General features: G+C 65.7%; 19 protein-coding genes and 2 pseudogenes. 8 read left to right on the top strand and 13 right to left on the bottom strand.

What is annotated here, in order from left to right; genetic code table 11:
- The first annotated feature begins 606 nt into the window (after positions 1-606).
- From Q3A80_RS27630 to Q3A80_RS27620, 3 genes are read left to right on the top strand one after another with little or no spacing between them, the layout of a single operon-like run.
- The gene (locus tag Q3A80_RS27630; protein ID WP_446331988.1) at positions 607-1,155 is read left to right on the top strand and encodes a DUF4142 domain-containing protein; all 549 of its coding nucleotides are present in this window, start codon (positions 607-609) and stop codon (positions 1,153-1,155) included.
- Positions 1,136-1,501, top strand: a complete 366-nt coding sequence (locus tag Q3A80_RS27625) for a cupredoxin domain-containing protein (protein ID WP_446331987.1) — start codon at positions 1,136-1,138, stop codon at positions 1,499-1,501. Before Q3A80_RS27630 ends, Q3A80_RS27625 begins: the two co-directional genes overlap by 20 nt.
- Complete coding sequence (locus tag Q3A80_RS27620) at positions 1,498-2,202, top strand: RNA polymerase sigma factor (protein ID WP_446331986.1); 705 nt, start codon at positions 1,498-1,500, stop codon at positions 2,200-2,202. The genes Q3A80_RS27625 and Q3A80_RS27620 overlap by 4 nt, the downstream gene beginning before the upstream one ends.
- 47 nt (positions 2,203-2,249) lie before the next feature.
- Here Q3A80_RS27620 and Q3A80_RS27615 read toward each other — a convergent pair whose 3' ends face one another.
- The 8 genes from Q3A80_RS27615 to Q3A80_RS27580 all read right to left on the bottom strand — a co-directional run bounded on the left by Q3A80_RS27615 (position 2,250) and on the right by Q3A80_RS27580 (position 10,438).
- Positions 2,250-3,029, bottom strand: a complete 780-nt coding sequence (locus Q3A80_RS27615) for an alpha/beta hydrolase family protein (protein ID WP_446331985.1) — start codon at positions 3,027-3,029, stop codon at positions 2,250-2,252.
- A complete protein-coding gene (locus Q3A80_RS27610) occupies positions 3,026-4,171 on the bottom strand; it encodes a DUF3182 family protein (protein WP_446332001.1) in 1,146 nt (381 codons plus the stop codon). Before Q3A80_RS27610 ends, Q3A80_RS27615 begins: the two co-directional genes overlap by 4 nt.
- 164 nt (positions 4,172-4,335) lie before the next feature.
- Positions 4,336-5,382 (bottom strand): YncE family protein, encoded by a 1,047-nt coding sequence (locus Q3A80_RS27605; protein ID WP_446331984.1) that lies wholly within the window; start codon positions 5,380-5,382, stop codon positions 4,336-4,338.
- 75 nt (positions 5,383-5,457) lie between these two features.
- A complete protein-coding gene (locus Q3A80_RS27600; RefSeq protein ID WP_446331983.1) occupies positions 5,458-6,378 on the bottom strand; it encodes a DUF1259 domain-containing protein in 921 nt (306 codons plus the stop codon).
- A 123-nt stretch (positions 6,379-6,501) separates the two neighbouring features.
- Positions 6,502-7,659, bottom strand: coding sequence for an MFS transporter (locus tag Q3A80_RS27595; protein WP_446332000.1), 1,158 nt, complete (start codon positions 7,657-7,659; stop codon positions 6,502-6,504).
- 85 nt (positions 7,660-7,744) lie between these two features.
- A complete protein-coding gene (locus Q3A80_RS27590) occupies positions 7,745-8,173 on the bottom strand; it encodes a chromate resistance protein ChrB domain-containing protein (protein ID WP_446331982.1) in 429 nt (142 codons plus the stop codon).
- A gap of 112 nt (positions 8,174-8,285) precedes the next feature.
- Complete coding sequence (locus tag Q3A80_RS27585) at positions 8,286-9,464, bottom strand: chromate transporter (RefSeq protein ID WP_446331981.1); 1,179 nt, start codon at positions 9,462-9,464, stop codon at positions 8,286-8,288.
- On the bottom strand, positions 9,461-10,438 hold the full coding sequence (locus Q3A80_RS27580; RefSeq protein ID WP_446331980.1) for a chromate resistance protein ChrB domain-containing protein: 978 nt from the start codon (positions 10,436-10,438) through the stop codon (positions 9,461-9,463). Before Q3A80_RS27580 ends, Q3A80_RS27585 begins: the two co-directional genes overlap by 4 nt.
- A gap of 173 nt (positions 10,439-10,611) precedes the next feature.
- Between Q3A80_RS27580 and Q3A80_RS27575 the strand changes: the two genes are divergently transcribed.
- The 5 genes and pseudogenes from Q3A80_RS27575 to Q3A80_RS27555 all read left to right on the top strand — a co-directional run.
- Positions 10,612-10,884 (top strand): metal/formaldehyde-sensitive transcriptional repressor, encoded by a 273-nt coding sequence (locus Q3A80_RS27575; RefSeq protein WP_446331979.1) that lies wholly within the window; start codon positions 10,612-10,614, stop codon positions 10,882-10,884.
- Positions 10,885-10,895: 11 nt separating this feature from the next.
- Positions 10,896-12,203, top strand: a complete 1,308-nt coding sequence (dmeF, locus tag Q3A80_RS27570) for a CDF family Co(II)/Ni(II) efflux transporter DmeF (protein WP_446331978.1) — start codon at positions 10,896-10,898, stop codon at positions 12,201-12,203.
- A 2-nt stretch (positions 12,204-12,205) separates the two neighbouring features.
- Positions 12,206-12,391 (top strand): DUF1289 domain-containing protein, encoded by a 186-nt coding sequence (locus tag Q3A80_RS27565; RefSeq protein WP_446331999.1) that lies wholly within the window; start codon positions 12,206-12,208, stop codon positions 12,389-12,391.
- Between the two features lie 173 nt (positions 12,392-12,564).
- Positions 12,565-12,660: pseudogene (locus Q3A80_RS27560) on the top strand (DNA-binding response regulator); the annotation flags it as partial.
- A 76-nt stretch (positions 12,661-12,736) separates the two neighbouring features.
- Positions 12,737-12,931: pseudogene (locus Q3A80_RS27555) on the top strand (sensor histidine kinase); the annotation flags it as partial.
- Between the two features lie 217 nt (positions 12,932-13,148).
- On the opposite strand, the gene Q3A80_RS27550 reads toward Q3A80_RS27555, so the two are convergent.
- From Q3A80_RS27550 to Q3A80_RS27530, 5 genes are all read right to left on the bottom strand, one after another.
- Positions 13,149-15,296: a TonB-dependent receptor gene (locus tag Q3A80_RS27550; protein WP_446331977.1), complete on the bottom strand. Its 2,148-nt coding sequence runs from the start codon at positions 15,294-15,296 to the stop codon at positions 13,149-13,151.
- A gap of 303 nt (positions 15,297-15,599) precedes the next feature.
- Positions 15,600-15,887: a cytochrome b/b6 domain-containing protein gene (locus tag Q3A80_RS27545; protein WP_446331976.1), complete on the bottom strand. Its 288-nt coding sequence runs from the start codon at positions 15,885-15,887 to the stop codon at positions 15,600-15,602.
- Between the two features lie 194 nt (positions 15,888-16,081).
- Entirely contained in the window at positions 16,082-17,032 is a 951-nt protein-coding gene (locus Q3A80_RS27540) for an FAD:protein FMN transferase (RefSeq protein WP_446331975.1), read from the bottom strand.
- A 1-nt stretch (position 17,033) separates the two neighbouring features.
- Positions 17,034-17,591, bottom strand: a complete 558-nt coding sequence (locus Q3A80_RS27535) for an FMN-binding protein (RefSeq protein ID WP_446331974.1) — start codon at positions 17,589-17,591, stop codon at positions 17,034-17,036.
- Positions 17,591-19,021, bottom strand: coding sequence for a porin (locus Q3A80_RS27530; RefSeq protein WP_446331973.1), 1,431 nt, complete (start codon positions 19,019-19,021; stop codon positions 17,591-17,593). The genes Q3A80_RS27535 and Q3A80_RS27530 overlap by 1 nt, the downstream gene beginning before the upstream one ends.
- Between the last annotated feature and the right edge of the window lie 82 nt (positions 19,022-19,103).

Below are 19,103 nucleotides of genomic sequence, written 5' to 3'. Positions count from 1 at the left end.
TGCGGTTACTGTCAACGACTGTCACGCCAGCCATAATTTCCGCTTGCGGATTGTCGGGCCATCGTTCAGCATCCTCCCGCGCCCTTGGGTGGTTGATTCCTTTCCGAGTTACCCCTAGCGTCCGCTGAGCCCAACCGCTTAGTTCGCTGTGTCGCCGTTCCAATCGCCCATGCGCGAGTGTTGTCGACAAGTTTCTCTAAGACATTCGGACGGAGGCGGCAACATTCCACAGAGGCCATTTCTGGGAATTTTCTTCGCCCAAGGGCATCTTTTCTGAGACGACTCCGATCGTCTAAAAAATTTGCGAATCCTCGATTCCTCGGTGCGCCGAAGGATCGGCGCCGACGCCAAACACACGCGCGCATGGCTCGCTCACTTCGACTTGCCGGATGCAACCGATTCCCGATCCGCCCGCTATCGTGCCGCAATCGTTGAGCAATAGTCTGAATTATCGAAGTTTGGCGAGCGTACGCCGTGTTCAACGACAAAGTAGGCAGCAAGAATCTCCGGAACGCAGCCGAAACTCGCGACGTCTATTGCCACAGAGCCATCCATCGTCGACCGGCGCGGATGATCGCTCCGCTTCCATTGCCCCGGAGAAACTCCATGACACGCATGCACCAACTGGGCCTTGCGGCACTGCTTTCCGCGCTGCCGCTTGCCGCCTTCGCACAAGGTACGCAACTGACCGACCCGCAGATTGCGGCGATCGTCGTGACGGCCAACCAGGTCGACATCGATGCCGGCACCCTCGCGGAAAACACGACGCATACGAAGCAGGTCAAAAGCTTTGCCGAGCGGATGGTCACCGATCACACCAACGTGAACAAATCGGCGGCCGCGCTCGCCACCAAGCTGAACCTGAAGCCCGAAACCAACGCAACGAGCGACGCGTTGAAGAAGGAGGGCGACGACAACGTCGCCACGCTGAAGACGCTGAACGGGCATGCGTTCGACAAGGCCTACGTCGATCACGAGGTCGCCTATCATCAACAGGTGATCGACGCGATGGACAAGCTGCTGATTCCGTCGGCGAAGAACGACGAATTGAAGGCGCTGCTGGTGAAGGTGCGGCCGGCGTTCGTCGCGCACCTCGAGCATGCTCGCGCGCTGCAAGCGGCGCTCGGCGGCGGCCATGCGAAGAAGTCCTATTGAGCGGCCGCGCCCGGCGAGCCGGCGGCGCGCCGTGAGCCGAATCGCCGTGCTGGCCGCGCTCGCGTTCATGGCCGCCGACGTCGCCGCCGGCACGACGCACCGTGTCACCATCGAGGGTATGCAGTTCAACCCGCCCAGCGTGACGGTCGAGCGCGGCGACACGGTTGTATGGGTGAACAAGGATCTCGTCGCGCACACGGCCACGGCCGCCGGCGTGTTCGATTCGCACGAGATCGCACCCGGCGCATCGTGGACCCATGTCGCGACCATGCCGGGCCGCCATGCGTATATCTGCACGTTTCATCCTGCGATGAAAGCGACACTGACCGTGAAGGGCAAGCCATGATGCGCCATGCGGGCGTTGAGGAACCGAGCCTGTCGCCTGTTCCGGAAGAAGACGATCGTACGCTCGCCGCGCGCGTCGCAAGCGGCGACCGCACCGCGTTCGAACGGTTGATGCGCCGCTACAACCGGCGGCTCTACCGGCTTGCGCGCGCCACGCTGCGCGACGACGCGGAAGCCGAGGACGCATTGCAGGATGCTTACCTTGCGGCGTTTCGCGCGATCGGACGTTTTCGCGGCGACGCGTCGCTGTCGACATGGCTGTCGCGGCTCGTGCTCAACGAATGCCATACGCGCCAGCGCCGCGGCGCGCGGCGCGACACGATCGCGCCGATGGTCGGGCTGTCGGCGATCGCCGACTTCGAGCGAGGCATCATGGACGCAGACGACAACGATGCGCCGGACCGCGCGCTGATGCGCACCGAATTGCGCGCATTGCTGGAGCGCAAGCTCGATGCGCTGCCGGAAGCGTTTCGCATCGTGTTCGTGATGCGCTGCGTCGAGGAATTCAGCGTCGAGGAAACCGCCGAATGCCTGGGGATACCGGAGGCGACGGTGCGTTCGCGGCATTTCCGCGCAAGGAGCCTGCTGCGCGAGTCGCTCGCACGGGACATCGATCTCGCCGAACGCGACGTGTTTTCGTTCGATGGGGAACGCTGCGACCGGATCGTGCGCGGTGTGCTGGCGAGGCTCGGTTCGCGCTGATTCGAACGGGGCCGGCGAGCACGCCCCGCCGACGCGATGGATGCCCGCTACAACTCGGTCGGCCCGGCCCGGGCGCCGCCGCGGACGCCCGCGCGCCGGCCCCCGATCATCTCGGCCAGCCACTTCTCGACGAGCGCGGTATACGCTTGCTGGCTCGCGGTGTCCGACAGCCCGTGGTCGGCGCCTTCGATGATGCGGTACGTCATCGAGCGTGCCGACAGGCACGCCTGCAGATAGCTCGCGATGGCCGTGTGCGGCACGATCTCGTCGTGCTCCGATTCGACGATCAAGACGTCGCCGCCGAAGCGGGCCGCCGCGCGCAGCGCGCGATTGTCGGACGCCGGCACGATGCGTTTGCGATACGCGACGAGATCGTGTTCGACGTGCAGCGCCCGCTTCGGCGTGTTCCAGCCATCGTCGAGATAGAGCGCCGGTACGCGCAGGCCCAGCCAGCGTACGGGGCGCAGCTCCGTCAGGATGGTCGCGAGGTAGCCGCCATAGCTGCTGCCGACCACGGCGACGGCGTCTCGATCGACCAGCGGATGGTCGACCAGCGTGTCGTAGGCGGCGAGCAGATCGCGCAGATGGGTTTCGCGCGTCACGTTTTGCTGTTGCTCGAGCGTACGCCCGTGTCCGGTCAGATCGAACGTCAGACAGATGCAACCGAGCGCCACCGCCTGCCGCGCGCGCTCGAGATACTGTTCCTGGCTGCCGCCCCAGCCGTGCACGAACAGCACGCCGGCGACGGTGGTTTTCGGCGCGAGCACGGTACCGTCGAGGTAGCCGTTCTCGACCTTGATCTGCACACGATAATGCTCCGCTGTCATGTCTCGTTGCTCCTCCGCAAGGGATGGCGATCGACCGTGTAGTACTTGGCGATGGCGCCCGCCCGGGGATCGACTCCCCGGTAGACGACGTGTGCGCCAGCCGGTATCGCCGGGTCGTCGCCGTAGATCTCGCGCGTCGAGGCCGCCACCGCGTCCACCAGCGGATCTGCCCTGAACATGCGCAACGCGCCGATCTCCGCGCCGGTTGCGCCGCCGATCCGCCACGACTGCTCGAGCACGCCGCAGTGGCGCACGCCCTGTGCATCCGTGCCGAACGCGACGTCGTAGTTGCGCCGCGACGCGAAGAAGCCTGCGTAATCGCGGTGCACCGCGGCGTCGAATGCGCATGCCTTCGCGATCGCGTCATGGACGTCGGGCGTGACGTCGAGCTGCGCCAGCACGTCGAACCCGCCGCGCACGACGACGAGGTCGGTGCCGCCATACACGTGATGCCCGTGGTTGTTGACGGTCAGATGCTGCACGCCCCAGTAGCTCGCCACCAGATCGTCCAGCGTGACCTGCCCGACGCTCAGCGTCTCGATCGCATCGAGATTGCGCTCGACGACGACGCCGCCCGCGCGCAACGCGTCGTCGCCGAGCGCGGCAAGCTCCGCTTCCGCTTCGGCCAGGTCGGTCACCAGTGCCTGGCCGGTTCCGCCGATGCCATCGGGCCGCTTGATCCGCACGCGGCCGTCCTGCAACAGCCGCTGCGCGGCGCGGCGCGCATCGTCGCGCGAGAACGCCGAGTAGCCCGGCAGCGTCAGCGGCGCGGCGCTGTCCGCGAAGGCGGCCGACCAGCCGGGCGGCTTGGCGCAGGCACCTTCCACGAGGCGATGGGCAATCACCTTGGTGGCGACAAACGGAAACGGAACGACGCCGCCGAACAGGTCGCGTACCGATCGGATTCCGAGCTTGTGTGCCTGGGACAGCGTGAGCGTATCGTCAGGAATCATGTAACGATGTGCAGGGTAACGTTGCGTCGGACTGAACTCGCCCGCAAGCCGCGTTCCCTTCAGCTCGGCGATTTGCGCGGCGAGCTGCCGCAGCGTGTCGGCGACGTGACCGGCGCGAAGTGTGCCGCCCTCGCGGAAATGAACGAGGACGACCGGGAGCGCCGGGATGACCGGCGCAAGATGGCCCAGTGGCTTCAAATCGCTCCCCCTTTCGCGCCGAGGGCGCAATCGTCACGGATGCATGCGGCGGGCAATATCGCTCGCCGGTGCCGTCCGTGCCGTTGACGGAGCAAGATTCGTTCGCGTCCCCGCGCAGCTTCCGATGCCGGCGCGGACGGGCGTTCTCCGGACGGTCAGCGCGGCGCCATGACGCGCAGCACCGGGTGTCCGTCGACATTCTTCAGCGGAAAATACGAACGATGCGTGTCGGGGTCGAGCGCGACGACGTGGGCGTTCCGCCCGAGGCGGCCCTCGCCGACCTTCGTTACCGTCGAGCCCTCGATACTGAAAACCGAAACGATGCCGGCCTCCCCGGCTACGTAAAGCCGGTTCAGCGCCGGATCGAACGCGAGGACATCCGGATCCTTGCCGATGTCGAACGACTGGACGACGCGCCGCGCAACCATGTCGAAAACGAGCAGCTTGTCGTTGTCCTGACACGCGATGAACGCGACGCGGTCTCTCGAATCGATCAGCAGTCCGTGGTTGTGCGCGGCCCCGGCCAACGCAAATCGTCCGACGATCCGGTCGACTGCCGGGTCGATCTCGACGAGTTCGTTGCGCGTCTGGACATTGACGAAGATGTGCCGCGATTGCGGATCGTATTGCGTGTTGCCGACCTCGCCGACGAGCGGGATCGTCGCGATACGCCGATTGCTCAGAACGTCGACGACGGTCTCGGTTTTGCCGGTCTCGTCCGATACGTAAAGCTTGTGCACGTCGGGCGCGTACGCGATGCCGTCCGGATACCGGCCGCCTGGCATCCTCGCGACGATCTTCAACGTCGCTTCGTCGATGGCGACGATCTCGTCCGTTCCGGTCGCCGACGCATAGACGCGCTGCAGCGCCGGAACCGCGAGCACGCCATGAACCGACGACACGCCGGCAATGCGTGCGACCACGCGCGATGCATTCACGTCGACGACGATCACCTCGTCGTCGCCGAGATGCGCGATGAACAGCAGGTGGCGGCCGGGATCGTAGGATTCGTAGTCGAGCCGGGTCGGCCGTCCCGGCAGCGGGATATCGGTCACGTGCGTCAGCGGCAAGCGATCCACGGGTTCGCGCGGGGCTGTCTGCGCGGGGCCGGGCACGAATGCGCCCGCGATGGCCGACAGCACGACGATGATCAGGTAATTCCGGACGCCCGGGTTCAGGCGCCGCGGATGCCAGGGTTTCATGACATCCCTCCACGGCAGTAAGGCCACCGCCGCACGGACGCGCGTCGGTGGCATGACAGTCGGCGTCGCGTCGCGTTATCGCCCGATGGCGTGTTGCGCGTCCAGCGCCGCCTTGACGCCCTTCGCCAGATCGGTCGCCTTGCCCTTGCCCCAGTAATGCAGAAACAGGATGCGCGGCGTTTCTCCGGTCATGTGCTGGTGGATCGCGACGATATTGATGCCGGACGCACGCATGCTCTTGAGCACGGCCTGCAGTTCGTTGTCGCGCATCGCAAAGTCGCCGTCGACCGCGGCTTCGTCGTCCGAACCGGCAAAGGCCGCCCACGTGTTCACGCCCATCTCGTTGCCGACGGTGACGCCGTGCATGCTCGTCGCCATGCCTGCGACGAACTTGAACATGCCGTCCTTGCTTTGACCCTTCCCGAGGATCGCTTCGAGCGGCGCTGCGGTGATCGCACTCGGCTCGGCGACGTGTCCGGCGAAAGCGCTTTCCGGCGCGGGGTGGGCGGAGCGGATTCCGGCCACCGTGTCGTAGACCTGCTTCACGCCTTCGGCGAGCCTGGCCGGATCGCCGCTGCCGGCGATGTGCATGAAATACACCTTCGGCCGATCGTAGAAGAAATGATTGTGCAACGCCGTGACTTCCAGGCCGGCATCGAGCGCGGCACTCATCGCGGGATTCACTTCATCCTCGAACAGCACGGTGTCGCCCATCATCATCGCCTGGCCGCGATGGCCGGGCATGAACGCGGCCCATGACGTCAACCCCATGAACGGCGGCAGGGTCCAGTCGTCGACCTGGACCTTGACGTCGGTGCGCGGCTTCGAAACCTTGAACACGTGCTCCTTTTCCGAATACGAACCCTTCAGGCCGGTGATCTGCTCGATGCGGGCAGTATCGAACGCCGGACGTTGCTGCGCGGCTGCCGGATTCGCGGTGGTACACAGGACCGCTGCGGCGGCGATTGCGGGGACAAATCTGTCGAGCACTGACATCGGGAGATCCTCCATCGACACGGGTTGACGGGACGCGCACGTGCTTCATGTCGCGGCGTCTCGTTGCGTGGCTCCTCGCTTCGTCGTCGTTCCTTGTCGTTCTATGGTGGCCGCCTCGAGCCGTTAGCGCTCCCGGTCGTCATCGGGCCGAACGTGTCGAAAAGCCGCCAGCAGCGACAGGTCGTACGCGATCTTCAGCGCGCCGCACGCGAGCAGCGGCGCACCGAACCAGCCGAACCCGAACAGCGCGCCGGCCAGCGTGGGCCCGGCAGCGGCCGCGAGGCTGCGCGGAACCGACGTAAAGCTGGCCGCCGCCGGCCGTTCCGCCGGCGTGACGACGGCCATCACGTAGGCGGTTCGCGTCGGCACATCCATTTGCGAAAGCGCGCTTCGCATCAGCAGCAGCGTCAGTGCCACCGGCAACGAAGTCGCGAAAGCGGCGCCGATCAGGCAGACGCTCGACGGGATGTGCGTGAACACCATCGTGTTCAGCAGGCCGATCCTGCGCGACAGCGGTGCTGCCGCAAGCTGCGAGCCCGCCGAAAGCAGCCCCGCCCAGAAAAAGAACTGGCCGGCAGCGGCGATCGACAGCCCGAAGCGCTGCATCAGCCACAGCGACAACAACGAATTGACGACGAGGCCGCCCGCGAATGCGTCGACGCTGAACAGCAACGCAAGCCGCGTGACGATCGGGCGCGACGGGCCGAGCGGCGGCGGCGCGGTGGCCGCCTGCGCATCGGTGCGTGGCAAGCGCCGATACAGCGCGCAGACGATCGCGCCCGTCACCGCATAGACGACGAACATGCCGCGCATCGCGCCGAGCGCCGGGATTCCGGTATGCGACGCGATCCAGACCGGCAGGCCGGCCGCGAGAGAGCCGACGGCCGCCGATACGGCCCCGACGAGGCTGTATCGCGCAAACAGCGCCGTGCGTGCGCTGCCGGCGGCAGCTTCGGCGAGGCGCGACTGCTCGAGCGGCAGAAACACGCTGACGTCGCCCGCACCCGGATTGAGCGTGCCGGTGAACGCGACGACGAGCAGCGGCCACAACGTGGAGAAGCCCGTGAAGCCGATGCCCGTTGCCGCCATCAGCGCCGCCGCGAACGTCAGCAGGCGGCGCTGCGTGAAGCGGCTCGCCAGCATGCCGACCGCGATCGTCGCGATGGCGGAACCCAGCAGCGTCGTCGTGCCGATCAAGCCGACGTCCAGTTGCGAGAAGCCGAGCGACAGCAGATAGGCGGGCAGCAGCACGGCAATGAATCCATCGCAGAAACCGCGCATGGCGCGGCTCGCGAGGATGAGCCACGCGGCCCGGTCGGCGCCCGTCGGCAGCATCCAGCGGGTGCCGGGCGATGCGGACCCGTGGCTACGCACGTGCATCATGGCGGCACCACGCGTAGAGCGCGTCGTACATCACCATGCCGTGCCGCAGTTGCTCGTGATCGTCGGCGAAGTGGCGGGACAGACCGATCGAGATTGCGTACAGGCCGGTGGCTTCCGGCGCGAGATCGAGTCGCCCCGTATCCGCGCCGCGCACGATTCCGGCGAGTTTCAGTAATGCCGGCTCATCGAGCCGGTACGTGTCGAGAAACGCGTCGAAGCTGCAGCGCTCGCCGTGGTGGCCAAGCTCGACGCCCGGCACGTCGTACGGAATCGCGCCGGTTTCGTCCGCCAGCCGCAATACGTCGGCGCCCGGGACGTAGAGAAATTCCGGCGCAGCGTCGATGAACCGCGCAATCAGCCACGGACATGCGATGCGATCGATCTTCGGCCGCTCGCGCGTAATCCATTTCATGACGCGTCTCCTGTCCGGCGATGCGGCGCACGGTTCGCGGCCGCCGTCCGCGCTCACTGCCGAGCGAATGCCGTCGCGCACCGACGCCGGCGATCGTCGCCGCCGAGGCGAATCAATGATGCAGCAGCGGATACGCCACCAGCCCGAACAGCGCGGCCGCGGTGACGATCACCGGCTCCTGCAGCTTCTTGAAGCGCCACAGCAGCAACACGGTTGCGATGGCCAAGGCAGCGGTCGGAACGTCGACGATCGAGCGTTTCGCGATGACGAGCACGGAGCCCGTGATCGCGCCGACGGCCGCCGCCGTGATGCCGTCGACGAACGCCTTGACGCCCGGCAGATGCCCGTACTTCTTCACGTACGGCGCGGGAATGACGGTGAACAGGTAGCACGGTAAAAACGTGCCGAGCGCCGCGACGATCGCGCCGGGCAGCCCAGCGACCAGATAGCCGATGAAGCCGACGGTGATCACGACCGGCCCCGGCGTGATCATCGCGACCGCGACCGCATCGACGAACTGCTTGTCGTTGAGCCAGTGATGTTCGGTCACGACGCCGCCGTACAGGAACGGCACGATCGCGAGCCCCGAGCCGAACACGAACGCGCCGGCCTTCATGAAGAACGCGCCGATCTGCACGAGCTGCGGCACGTCGATGCCGCTCAGCAGGCCGCTGGCCGCCGGCAGATTCGCGCCGGCCAGCGCATTCAGCCCGCTCCTGTTCAGCCATTTCGGCGGCGCGCGCCACAGCCAGCCGATCAGCCCGGCCGCGATGAAGAGCCATGCGATCTCGGATTCGGTCACGAACGTGACGATCGCAAGCGCCAGGAAGAGCGCCCACAGCAGCTTGTCGTTGCCGACGGTTTTCGTCGTGAGCTTGTACGCGCTCATCGCGATGATGCCGACGACGGCCGCGCCGACGCCATAGAACACCGCCTGCATCCACGGCAGCCCGCCGAAGTGCGAATACGCGAAGCCGAGCGCGAGCACCATCAGGAACGACGGCAGCACGAACGCGAAGCCGACGAGCGTCGCGCCGAGGAGCCGGTAGTGGACGAAGCCCAGATAGATCGCGAGCTGCGCGGCCATCGGCCCGGGCGCAAGCTGCGCGAGCGTGATGCCTTCCTTGTAGTCGGCCTCGGTGATCCACCCGCGCTGCTCGACGAGATCGCGGCGCATGTAGCCGGCGAGCGCGACGGGGCCGCCGAAGCCCAGTGCGCCGAGCCGCAGCATGTACCTGACCAGCTGGCCGCGCGAGTAACCCGGCGCGTTTGCCGTCACGGTCGTGGTCATGATCGTCCCCCGGTTTCGCTTTTTGCGCTGGATGCGAAGTGCGCATGAAGCGAGTCGAGCACCGCGCTCATCCGGTCGAGCAGCTGATCGTCGTTTTCCGTGCATTGCCGCGTGCCGGCCATCACGGCTTCGAAGCCGACCGCTTCGGGGATCGCGGGACCGCCAACGTCGAGCGAATGCACGAGTTCCCCGAGCCGCAGCAGTGCGGGGTCCTCGTCGAGCCCGAAACTCGCGAGCAAGACTTCGAACGTCACGCGCTCGCCGACGTGGGTGAACGCGGCGCCGTCGAAATCGAAGCCCAGCGCGTCGGCCGGGCAATCCTCCGGCGATGCGAGCCAGACGAACCGAGCGTCGGCGTCGATGAAGCGGCGGATCAGCCAAGCGCTGGCCACGCGATCGACCCACATGCGCTGGCGCGTCGCCCACGTGCGGCCCTGATACTCGCCGATCGCGAGCGGGCGGATCGCGCGCTCGGCGGCATGCGGCTCGCCCGGCGACAGCACGGTGTCGACCAGCGCGACGAAGTCCTGCAGTGCGACTTCGGCGCGGGTCGCCGCATCGTCCGGGAAGTAGTCGATTGCGCGGATCGTGTCGAAATCCTTGCGCACGCGGCGAAGCAGGCGACCGAGTTCCGTCGCGGACTGCCCGGCGAGCGTCTTGCGGGCCTCGGCCAGCATCTGCATGAACGCGGCGTAGTCGTCGCCGCGATCGAACAGCGCACGGAATTCCAGCTCCTGCGACGCGTCGAGACTCGGTGCGCGCAACAGATGCGCGGTGCCGCCGCTTTCGGCGATCGCGACGGCCAGCTCGCGCAGCGTTTCCTCGTGCTCGTCGGTGCAGGGCAGCAGATAGACGCCGTCGCGCAGCACCGCGCAGCCCTTCGCCTTCAGCGCACGCCAGAATCGCATGCGCGCTGTGGCGTTCTGGGTCGGAAGCGTCAGGATGAGCAGCGACCAGGTGGTAAGTGTATTCATGTAGAAGATGCTACGAAATAGTTACGGCTTCTACAAGAAGATATTGACGGCGGCTGCGGTGACCGCGTGAGCGGCGCAGTCTGCGCGCGGCTTTTCAGCGGATATACCCCTCCCCCCTATAGGGAAAGGGGAATTGAGATATAGTCCCCCCCGGTATATATGCAGGGATCACCATGAGCCACACCATCAAGGACAAGCAGAAGCTGCTGAACCGTGTCCGCCGTATCAAGGGACAGGTCGAAGCGATCGAACGCGCGCTCGAGGACGAGCGCGGTTGCAACGAAATCCTCCGTCTGATCACGAGCGGCCGCGGCGCGATGAACGGCCTGCTCGCGGTCGTGCTGGAGGATCACATCCGCAGCCATCTGGTCGACGCCGACCATCACGAAGACGAAGGCAGCGCGACCGAGCAGCTGATCGAAGTCGTTCACAGCTACTTCAAGTGAGCGAGGGCGCAATGAGCAATTTCAGCGATGACGCGTTCGGCGCAGGGCACGACCACATCTTCCTCGGCGCCGCGCACGAGCAGAACGAACGCAGGACGTGGATGGTCATCGCGCTGTGCGCGGCGATGATGGTGGCCGAGATCGTCGGCGGGTCGATGTTCGGCTCGCTGGCGCTGGTCGCCGACGGCCTGCACATGTCGACCCATGCCGGCGCGATGCTGATCGCCGCGCTCGCCTATACCTATGCACGCAAGCACGCGAACGATCCGCGCTTCGTGTTCGGCACCGGCAAGCTCGGCGACCTGGCCGGCTTCACGAGCGCGATCGTGCTCGCGATGATCGCGCTGCTGATCGGCTACGAGGCCGTCGCGCGGCTGCTGGCTCCGGTGCCGATCCATTTCGACGAGGCGATTCCGATCGCGGTCGCCGGGTTGCTCGTCAACGTCGCGAGCGTGTGGCTGCTGAGCGGCGATCATCACGGGCATGGACACGGACACGGGCACCATCACGGGCATGCGCATGACGATCATCACGACCATGACCACGACGACCACCACGATCACGAAGCGGAAGCGCACCGGATCTTCGGCCAGCAGGGCGCATTCGTCGTATCGGTATTCGAGGATGGTGTGCCGCCCGTATTCCGCGTGGCGCCGGCGACGCACGAGACGAAACCCGTCGATGCAAGCGCCGTGTCGGTGACGACGATCCGCGCGGACGGCACGCGGCAGACGTTCGCGATGCAGGCGCGCGGCGGCTACCTGGAGTCGACCGAAGCCATTCCCGAGCCGCACGCATTCAAGGCGATCGTCCGGCTGAACGGCCGCGAGCACGAACTGACGTTCGACGAGCACGACCACGGCGCGTCCGCTTCCGCGGCCGCGGCGCGCGATCACAACATCCGCTCCGCGTACATCCACGTGATCGCCGATGCGGCCGTATCCGTGCTGACGATCGTCGGGCTGCTGCTCGCGCGTGCGTTCGGCTGGCTGTGGATGGATCCGCTCGCCGGCATCATCGGCGCGCTGGTGATCGCGAACTGGTCGTACGGCCTGATGCGCGACACGGGCGGCATCCTGCTCGACATGAACCCGGATCGGCGTCTGGCCGACAACGTGCGCGGCGCAATCGAAGGCCACGGCGACCGCGTCGGCGACCTGCACGTGTGGCGGCTCGGGCCGGGGCACATGAGCGCGGTGGTGTCGGTGATGACGAATGATCCGAAGCGCGATGCGCGCTTCTACCACGGCGTGCTGCAGCGGTTCGGGAACCTGTCGCACGTCACCGTCGAAGTCGTGCCGGCGGCGCGGGGGCAATGAGCATGGCGGTCAAGTCCCCTTGCATCGACGTCTGTTCGTTCGACGGCCGCACCGGCTACTGCGTCGCGTGCCTGCGAACGCGCGAAGAAGCGCGCGGCTGGAAGAAGATGACGGATCACAAGCGGCATCAGATCGTGAACGACCGCGCGCGGCGGCAGGCGAAGCTGGCGCGGGAAACCGCCGACTGATTGCCGGCCGGCGCGGGCGCGGTTGCGCGGCGAGCGCCGTCGCACGCAGGCGCGTTTCGCGGACGACCGGCATCGGCATCGACTGCGCAGGTGACTGCGCAGGCGACGGCGGCAACGACGTCGGCCGCGCGCGGGCGGGTGCCCGTGGCGCGGCGCGGGCGGCGCCGGGCCGCGTGATCGGTCACGCGGAACTCGAAGCCGAGATAGGGGGCGATGCGCTGCCGGACAGCGACACTCTGCGCGCACACGTCTATACGCTGCGGCGTGCGCTCACTGCGCAGAGTGAACCGGATCCGGCCGAGACCGTGCATGGCATCCGCTACCGGTTCGTCGCGGGCAAAGACCGTGCGCGTCAGCCTGCGCGCGAAGGTCGCGCTGTGCTTCTTCGCGCTGACGATCGTGCTGCTCATCGCGCGGGCGCTGGGCGTCCAGGCGCTCGCCGAGGCACAGGAAGAGCGGCTCATCACCGCGCTGATTCGCGACGCTCTCGCGAGCGTGGTGCGTTCGTATCGCAGCGATCCGGCGCTGCTCCCGCCGTTCTGCGGTACGCGCGTGTCGCTGCGGCTGAAGACAGCGGCGCCTGCGGGAAGCGGCTCGGCCACGCCGGTACATTTCTGACGAACGGGTTCGCCTCGCGACGCCCGTTGTACGCGTTACGCCAGGCGCATCATCGAGCATGCAATGCGCTGTCGGCGCGGAGGCCGGTCCGGTGCGGCCACCCACCGCACCGGCATCCGTCGTCGAAGCTGCTCCGTTTCTACATTTCGTATCGCAACGTTGCCATCACGCTGCGCGGTGCGCCGGGCATGTTGAGGTTGGGGCTCGAACCGTGGGCCGACACGATATAGCCCTTGTTGAAGAGGTTGTAGAGATTCAGCTGGAGCGACATCGGCCCGTGTGCATACCAGGCCATCGCGTCGGCCGTCACGTAACCCGGCAAGGTCACCGTGTTCTGCGGATCGGCCATGCGCGCACCGACGAAGTTCAGACCGCCGCCGATACCGAAGCCGCTGCCGAGATTCTTCGTGAGCCACAGATTGCCGGAGTGGCGCGGGGTCAGGGTGGCGCGTTTGCCCTGCAAAGCGGCGGTAGAGCGGGTGACGGTGGCATCCAGGTACGCGTAGCCTGCCAGCACGCGCCAGCCGTGGCTCAGCTCGGCGGCGCCGCTGAGTTCCACGCCGTCGGTCCGTTGCTCGCCGATCGGAATCAGCGCCGTATTGGCTGCGTTGGCGACCTTGATGTTGCTGCGATCCAGCCGGAACAGCGAGATCGTCGTCGTGGCCTTGCCGTCCAGCCAGTCGTACTTCGCCCCGATCTCGGTGTTGGTCGTGGTTTCGGGCGCGAGTTCCGCATTGTTGGCTGCCAGCGAAAATGCTTCGCCGGAAGGCTGGAACGAGCGGGACCACGACACGTAATACGACTGCGTCCTGGTCGGCTGCCAGACGAGACCCACGCGCGGGCTCCACGCCGTGTCAGTGCGCGACAGGCCGGGCTGCTTCGGACGGCGGTCGAGCGTCTCCTGCTCGAAGCGATCGTAGCGGATGCCGAGCAGCGCCTTCCATTGCTCGTTGAAGCTGATCAGATCCTGCGTGTAGAACCCCAGGGTCTTGAAGATGCCGAGATTATTGGCGGCCGGCGTGGTGGACGTGTGCAGCGGCAACGTCGGAAGGGCCGGTGCGAACAGGTCGAAGTTCACCGGCTTGCCGTTCGCGCCGGTGACGGGCGCCGAATAATTGACGAGATCCTTGTTCTGCTGGCCGAATTCCATCCCGTACAGCAGTTCATGTTTCATGCCGAACAGCGTGGCCTTTTGCGTGAGATCGGTCTGGTTGAACCAGCCGTGCTCCTCGCGATAGACGTTGCCGTGATTCAGGGTGAAGGACCGGGTCGCCTCGTTGACGCTGCCGACCAGCGTGTTGTTCCGGTCGAGCGAGTAGTGATAGTAGCGGGTGGCGTTCCGGATCGACCATTGGTCGTTGAACGCGTGCTTGATCGTCGCGGTGCTCGAGTAGACGCGCGATCGCGTGTAGTCCACTTCGCCGGCGTTCGCCGCGCCGTAATACGCGGATGCCGGCACGTCGACCGGTCGCCCGCGATAGGCCGGAATGCCAAAGTCCGTCACGCGGCGATCTTCGAGGTAGTCCGCCTGCAGCAGGACGGTCGTCCTGGGCGCGATCCGGAATTCGAACGATGGCGCAATCGCGGTGCGATTCAGAAACTGTTGCGAGCGATAGCTCTTCGCTTCCTCGTGTGCGCCGGTTATCCGGAAAGCGGCCGCGCCGTTCGCGAACGCGCGCCCGACATCGGCTTCGACTCTACGATCGGCCCACGAACCGTAGCTGACACCGAAGTTCGTGACATCGATTCCCGGCTTTTTCGTCACACGATTGATTAGTCCACCTGATGATCCACGGCCATAAAGAACGGCTGCAGGGCCCTTTACGACTTCCACGCGGTCGATGTTCGAGAGATCCCGGAAATACAAGGCGTCGTCGCGAATGCCGTCGACGAACTGATCGGCGATCGCGGAGAAGCCGCGAATGGTGACCTGGTCGCGCTGGCCGTCGCCCGTCGAGAATCCGACGCCCGCGACGTTCTTCAGCACGTCCTGCAGCGAGTTGGCATGCTGGTCGCGCATCACTTCGGCCGTGACCACGTTCACGGTCTGCGGGATATCGCGCAGCGGCGCGTCGATCCTGGTGGCACTGACCGCGCTGGACGGGTTGTAACCTTCACCCGGATCGCGGAGCGCGCTCGCGTTCACCGATACGGCCGGGAGCACGTCAGTCGTCGTGCCGGTCGGTTCAATTGCATTGTCCTGCGCGAAAGCTGCGCCGACCATGATCGGCTGGCACGCGACGGCGGCCAAAATGGCCCGTCGTGCCGGGTGCAACACGTGTCTCATCTCCCAACCTGTCCTGTGTAATGGTTCGTAATTTCGTAACGCGACGCATTATCATTTGAAAGGAAAGGTGGGTCAACAAGTGTTGTGTGCCCGCCAGGTCCTTAATTTGTCTGATGTTTTCGGTGTTGAAGGGCACATGATCTGAAAGTCCGAACGGCCGAAGCAGCGGCCGGAGGCTCGATCAGCGGGCTCACGATCTACGATAGTCGGCGATGCGGCGGTCCACGATCGGATGCTGGCCGGGCGTGTCGATCGTGCGGCATGGTGCGGTGGGCGGCTGCCACCGCTGAGCGCCCGAGCGATTCAGGCGGAAGAGCGATGCGGCGACCGTCGTTTGCCGCGGCGGGACATCCGCGCAACGCCGACGTGGCACGCGAATACTGCCGGAAGGAGGAATCCGGCCGCCCAATGGAGTCGCTCGGTGACCCAGCGGAGCATTTCTCCGTCGAAATAGTAAAGCCCGTAACCGGTTGCCGCGAGCGAGCCGACGGCGACGCACATCGCGATGCCGGCGGCGCGGTTGCGCCGCATGCGCCAGCCGGGCAATACATGGCGATGGACGATCGTGCCCGCCATGAAGATCGCGATCATCGCGGCTGCGCCGTGAAGTTTCATCGACCACGGTTCGACCGGACTCGGCAGCGCATCGTCGGAACGTCCGAAGTGAGCGGCGAGCCATGTGGCGCCCGTCACGACGAGCAGCGCGGTGAGTAGGTACAGCGTCCGGCGCGAAGACGAGGCCAGCATGGGCGCGAACATTCCGGATTGCGTATTTTTCGGTTGCTTCATGGTCTTTGGGAGCAGGAAGGACGTCGCGCCGAGAAGCGGACGACGGATGCGCCGTAGCGCGCCAGGACGGGGCGGGCGCGGTCGCCGGCAACCAGCGCGACCTTGGTCAAGGCGTCGGCGATCGCGCAGGTCGGGGCGGCAACGGTCACGCCCGCCCCCATTGGCAGCGGCATCCCGTCGAGCGGATCGATCAGCGCGGACACGCGGCGCGCGAGCCCGTCCAGGCCGCGCGTCGACGAAGTGGCGAGGGCGCCGGCCGAGACTTCCACCACGCCGGTCAGCCGGGCAGGATCGTCGAAGTCGCGCAGCCGAATCGTCATCGCGCTTGCGCCGTGAAAGCGGAGATCGCCTCCGGCGTTGACGAGCACGCTGTCGAGTCGATGTCCGCGCGCGTAGGCAAGCGCGAGGGCCGCGTCGACGGCACGGTCGACCGCATAGCCTTTGGCGATACCGCCAAGATCGAGCAGGCAGTCGCGCTGCTTGGTCACGGTGCCACCGTCGACCACGAATGCCGGGAGACCGGCCGTCACGGTATCGCGGGGATAACCGCGCGATGCGCCGGGCGATTCGCGCAACACCCGGGCTGTCTCGTCAGGCGTCGGCGGCAGCAAGCCATGGCGCATCAGCACGGGCGCAACGGTGCAATCGAATGCGCCGGCCGACGCATCGCAAATCTCGAGCGCGAGTCGCAGCACGTCGGCCGTACGCCGGTCGATTTCGACCCGTTGGCCTGGTGCCGCACGATTGATGCGACTCAGGTCGCTCGACGCGTCGTGAAAGCTCATCAGCCGATGCACGTTCCGAATCTCGGCGAATGCCGCATTGGCGGCCGCCAGCGCTAGATCGGCATCCGCTGCACCGACGCCGATGTCGACGAGCGTGCCGAGCAGGGGTTTTGCCCTGCGCAGCACGCCGGACCGACGGAGATCGATGGATGCACCCGTCAAGTTACTTCCTTGCAAGCATGGCCTGTACGAAGACCGCAAGCCGCCTGACGCCTTCGGTCACATGCGTGCACGACATCGTCGCGCCGCTGATGCCCTGGATGTCCTCGCCAAGTTGCAGCGGCGCGGCGCCCGTCTTTCCTTCGAACTGCTTGCGCCATGCGCGCGTGCGGACTTCACCGCCGTGTTCCTCGCGATACGACAGGATCTCCATGTCACGGATGGTGCCGTCGGTCCCGAACGCCACCGCGTAATTGATCAACTGGAACTTGCCAATGACTGCATCGGTGATCACGTAACCAAGTAGCGTATCGCCGGATTTTGCAGCGAACACATTCCATTGCGCGGGATTGACGCGCGTGCCGGCCTGCTCGGACAGTGCCTTGCGTTGCTCGTCCGTGAGTATTACGGGTCGAGCGACGAAGGTCGTCGCGTCCGGAAACATGACCTTCTGGGCTTGCGCGACCGACAGATAATCGGCGCCGAAAACGACCGTCGGCATGACGCCAACGGTCGTCGCAAGCGCCGCCAGGGGAATCCAGCGAGCTTGATCGTGATTCATCAGAACGTCACCCCGAGGCCGAGATCGACGCGCGAGAAGTCGCGATTGATCTTGAAACGTTGATAGTCGACCTTGAATACGACGTTCTGATTCAGGTAGAAATTGGCGCCGACCGTGTACACCGTGTCATGCGGAACAGCCGACCCGTCGGGCATCGAGAATCCCGAGCCGATGCCTTCGTAGCTCGCAGCCATGTTGTACTTCTCATAGCGGACGAAAGGTGCCAGACGGTAGCCGCCGACGTGCGCGTTGTAGGCCGCTTGCAGATACCAGCCGTAGAAGCTGGCCGGCATCGGGTTGGTCAGGCTCTGCCCGTTCGCGGCCGCAGTCGCAGCCGCGGATGCATTCGCTTCGGCCGTATGCGAGAAACTGCCGTGTGCGTACAACGCGGACAGATCCCACGGCCCCGGCTGGTAGCGCGCGTGCGCTTCGTACAGCGTCACGCGCTGGCTCCCGGGCATGTCGGACGTCGCTTTCACCGTCCCGCCGTTGAACACGCTTCCCCCGACGGTCAAGCCTGGCACGCCGCGATAGTTCAGCGATACGAAACCCGACAGCTTCTGCGCATTCGCGAGCGCCATCTCCTGATGGGTCGCCTGCATCGGCGCGATTCCGTTGTTCTGCATCTCCAGCGCCGACGTGTACAGCGGCGTGGTGGGCGTGAAGTTCCACTTCGACAGATCGAGGCCGGTCGTGAGACCCGCGCTCCAGCCGAGCCCGAACTTGGTGTCGCCCGACAGCGAGAGACCGCCTTCGCGCCATGTGCTCGGAATGATCAACGTCTCGACGAAGTTGCGCGTGACGCCGTAGAAGTTGGTCGGCTCGTGATTTTCGTTGATCAGCCCGGCCGGAATCAGGAACAGGCCGGCCTTGCCCGACAGCGAGTCGTTGAACTTGTGATCGACGTAGAACTGCTCGACTTCGAACTCACCGGGGTCGCTCGACGACGTCACGCCGTGCTCGATCTCGAATTCCGAGTTGAAGCGGGTCTTGTCGTCGAACTGGTAGCCGATGCCGAACACGCCGCGCGCGAGATCGGCACGCGTGTTTTCCGACTGTCGCGTCGGACGCGAATAGTACATCTCGCCATAGCCCCAGATATTGAGGTTGTCGAGCGGCGACGGTTTCGCCAGCGCAGTCTGCACCGACTGGCTGGTCGCCTCGACCTGGGTTTTGAGCGTCGCTTGGTCGGCCACCGTCTGTTGCGAGGTTTGCGCCTGCTGTTGCTGTTGCGCCTTGAGCTGAACGTTTTCTTGTTTGAGTTGCGCGAGTTCGCTCCGCATTTCCAGCAGTTGTTGCGCCATCTGATCGAGTTTGGCTTCGAGTTTCTGCGTCGAGGCGGATGACGCAGCGTGGGCCATTGGCGAAACGGCGAGCGCAGCGGCGGCAGCAATTGCAGTTAGCGAACGAATCGGGCAAGGGCGATGCATGATGTTCCAGACAAGGGTTGATAAACCGGAGCGACGTTTCTTGACGACGAAACAGGGCCTCGTCCGCCGGTGCCCCGGCGGT

Source organism: Burkholderia sp. SR8, assembly GCF_052851275.1.
Note: the sequence above shows the minus strand (reverse complement) of the source record. Positions and strands in the feature narration are given on the sequence as shown.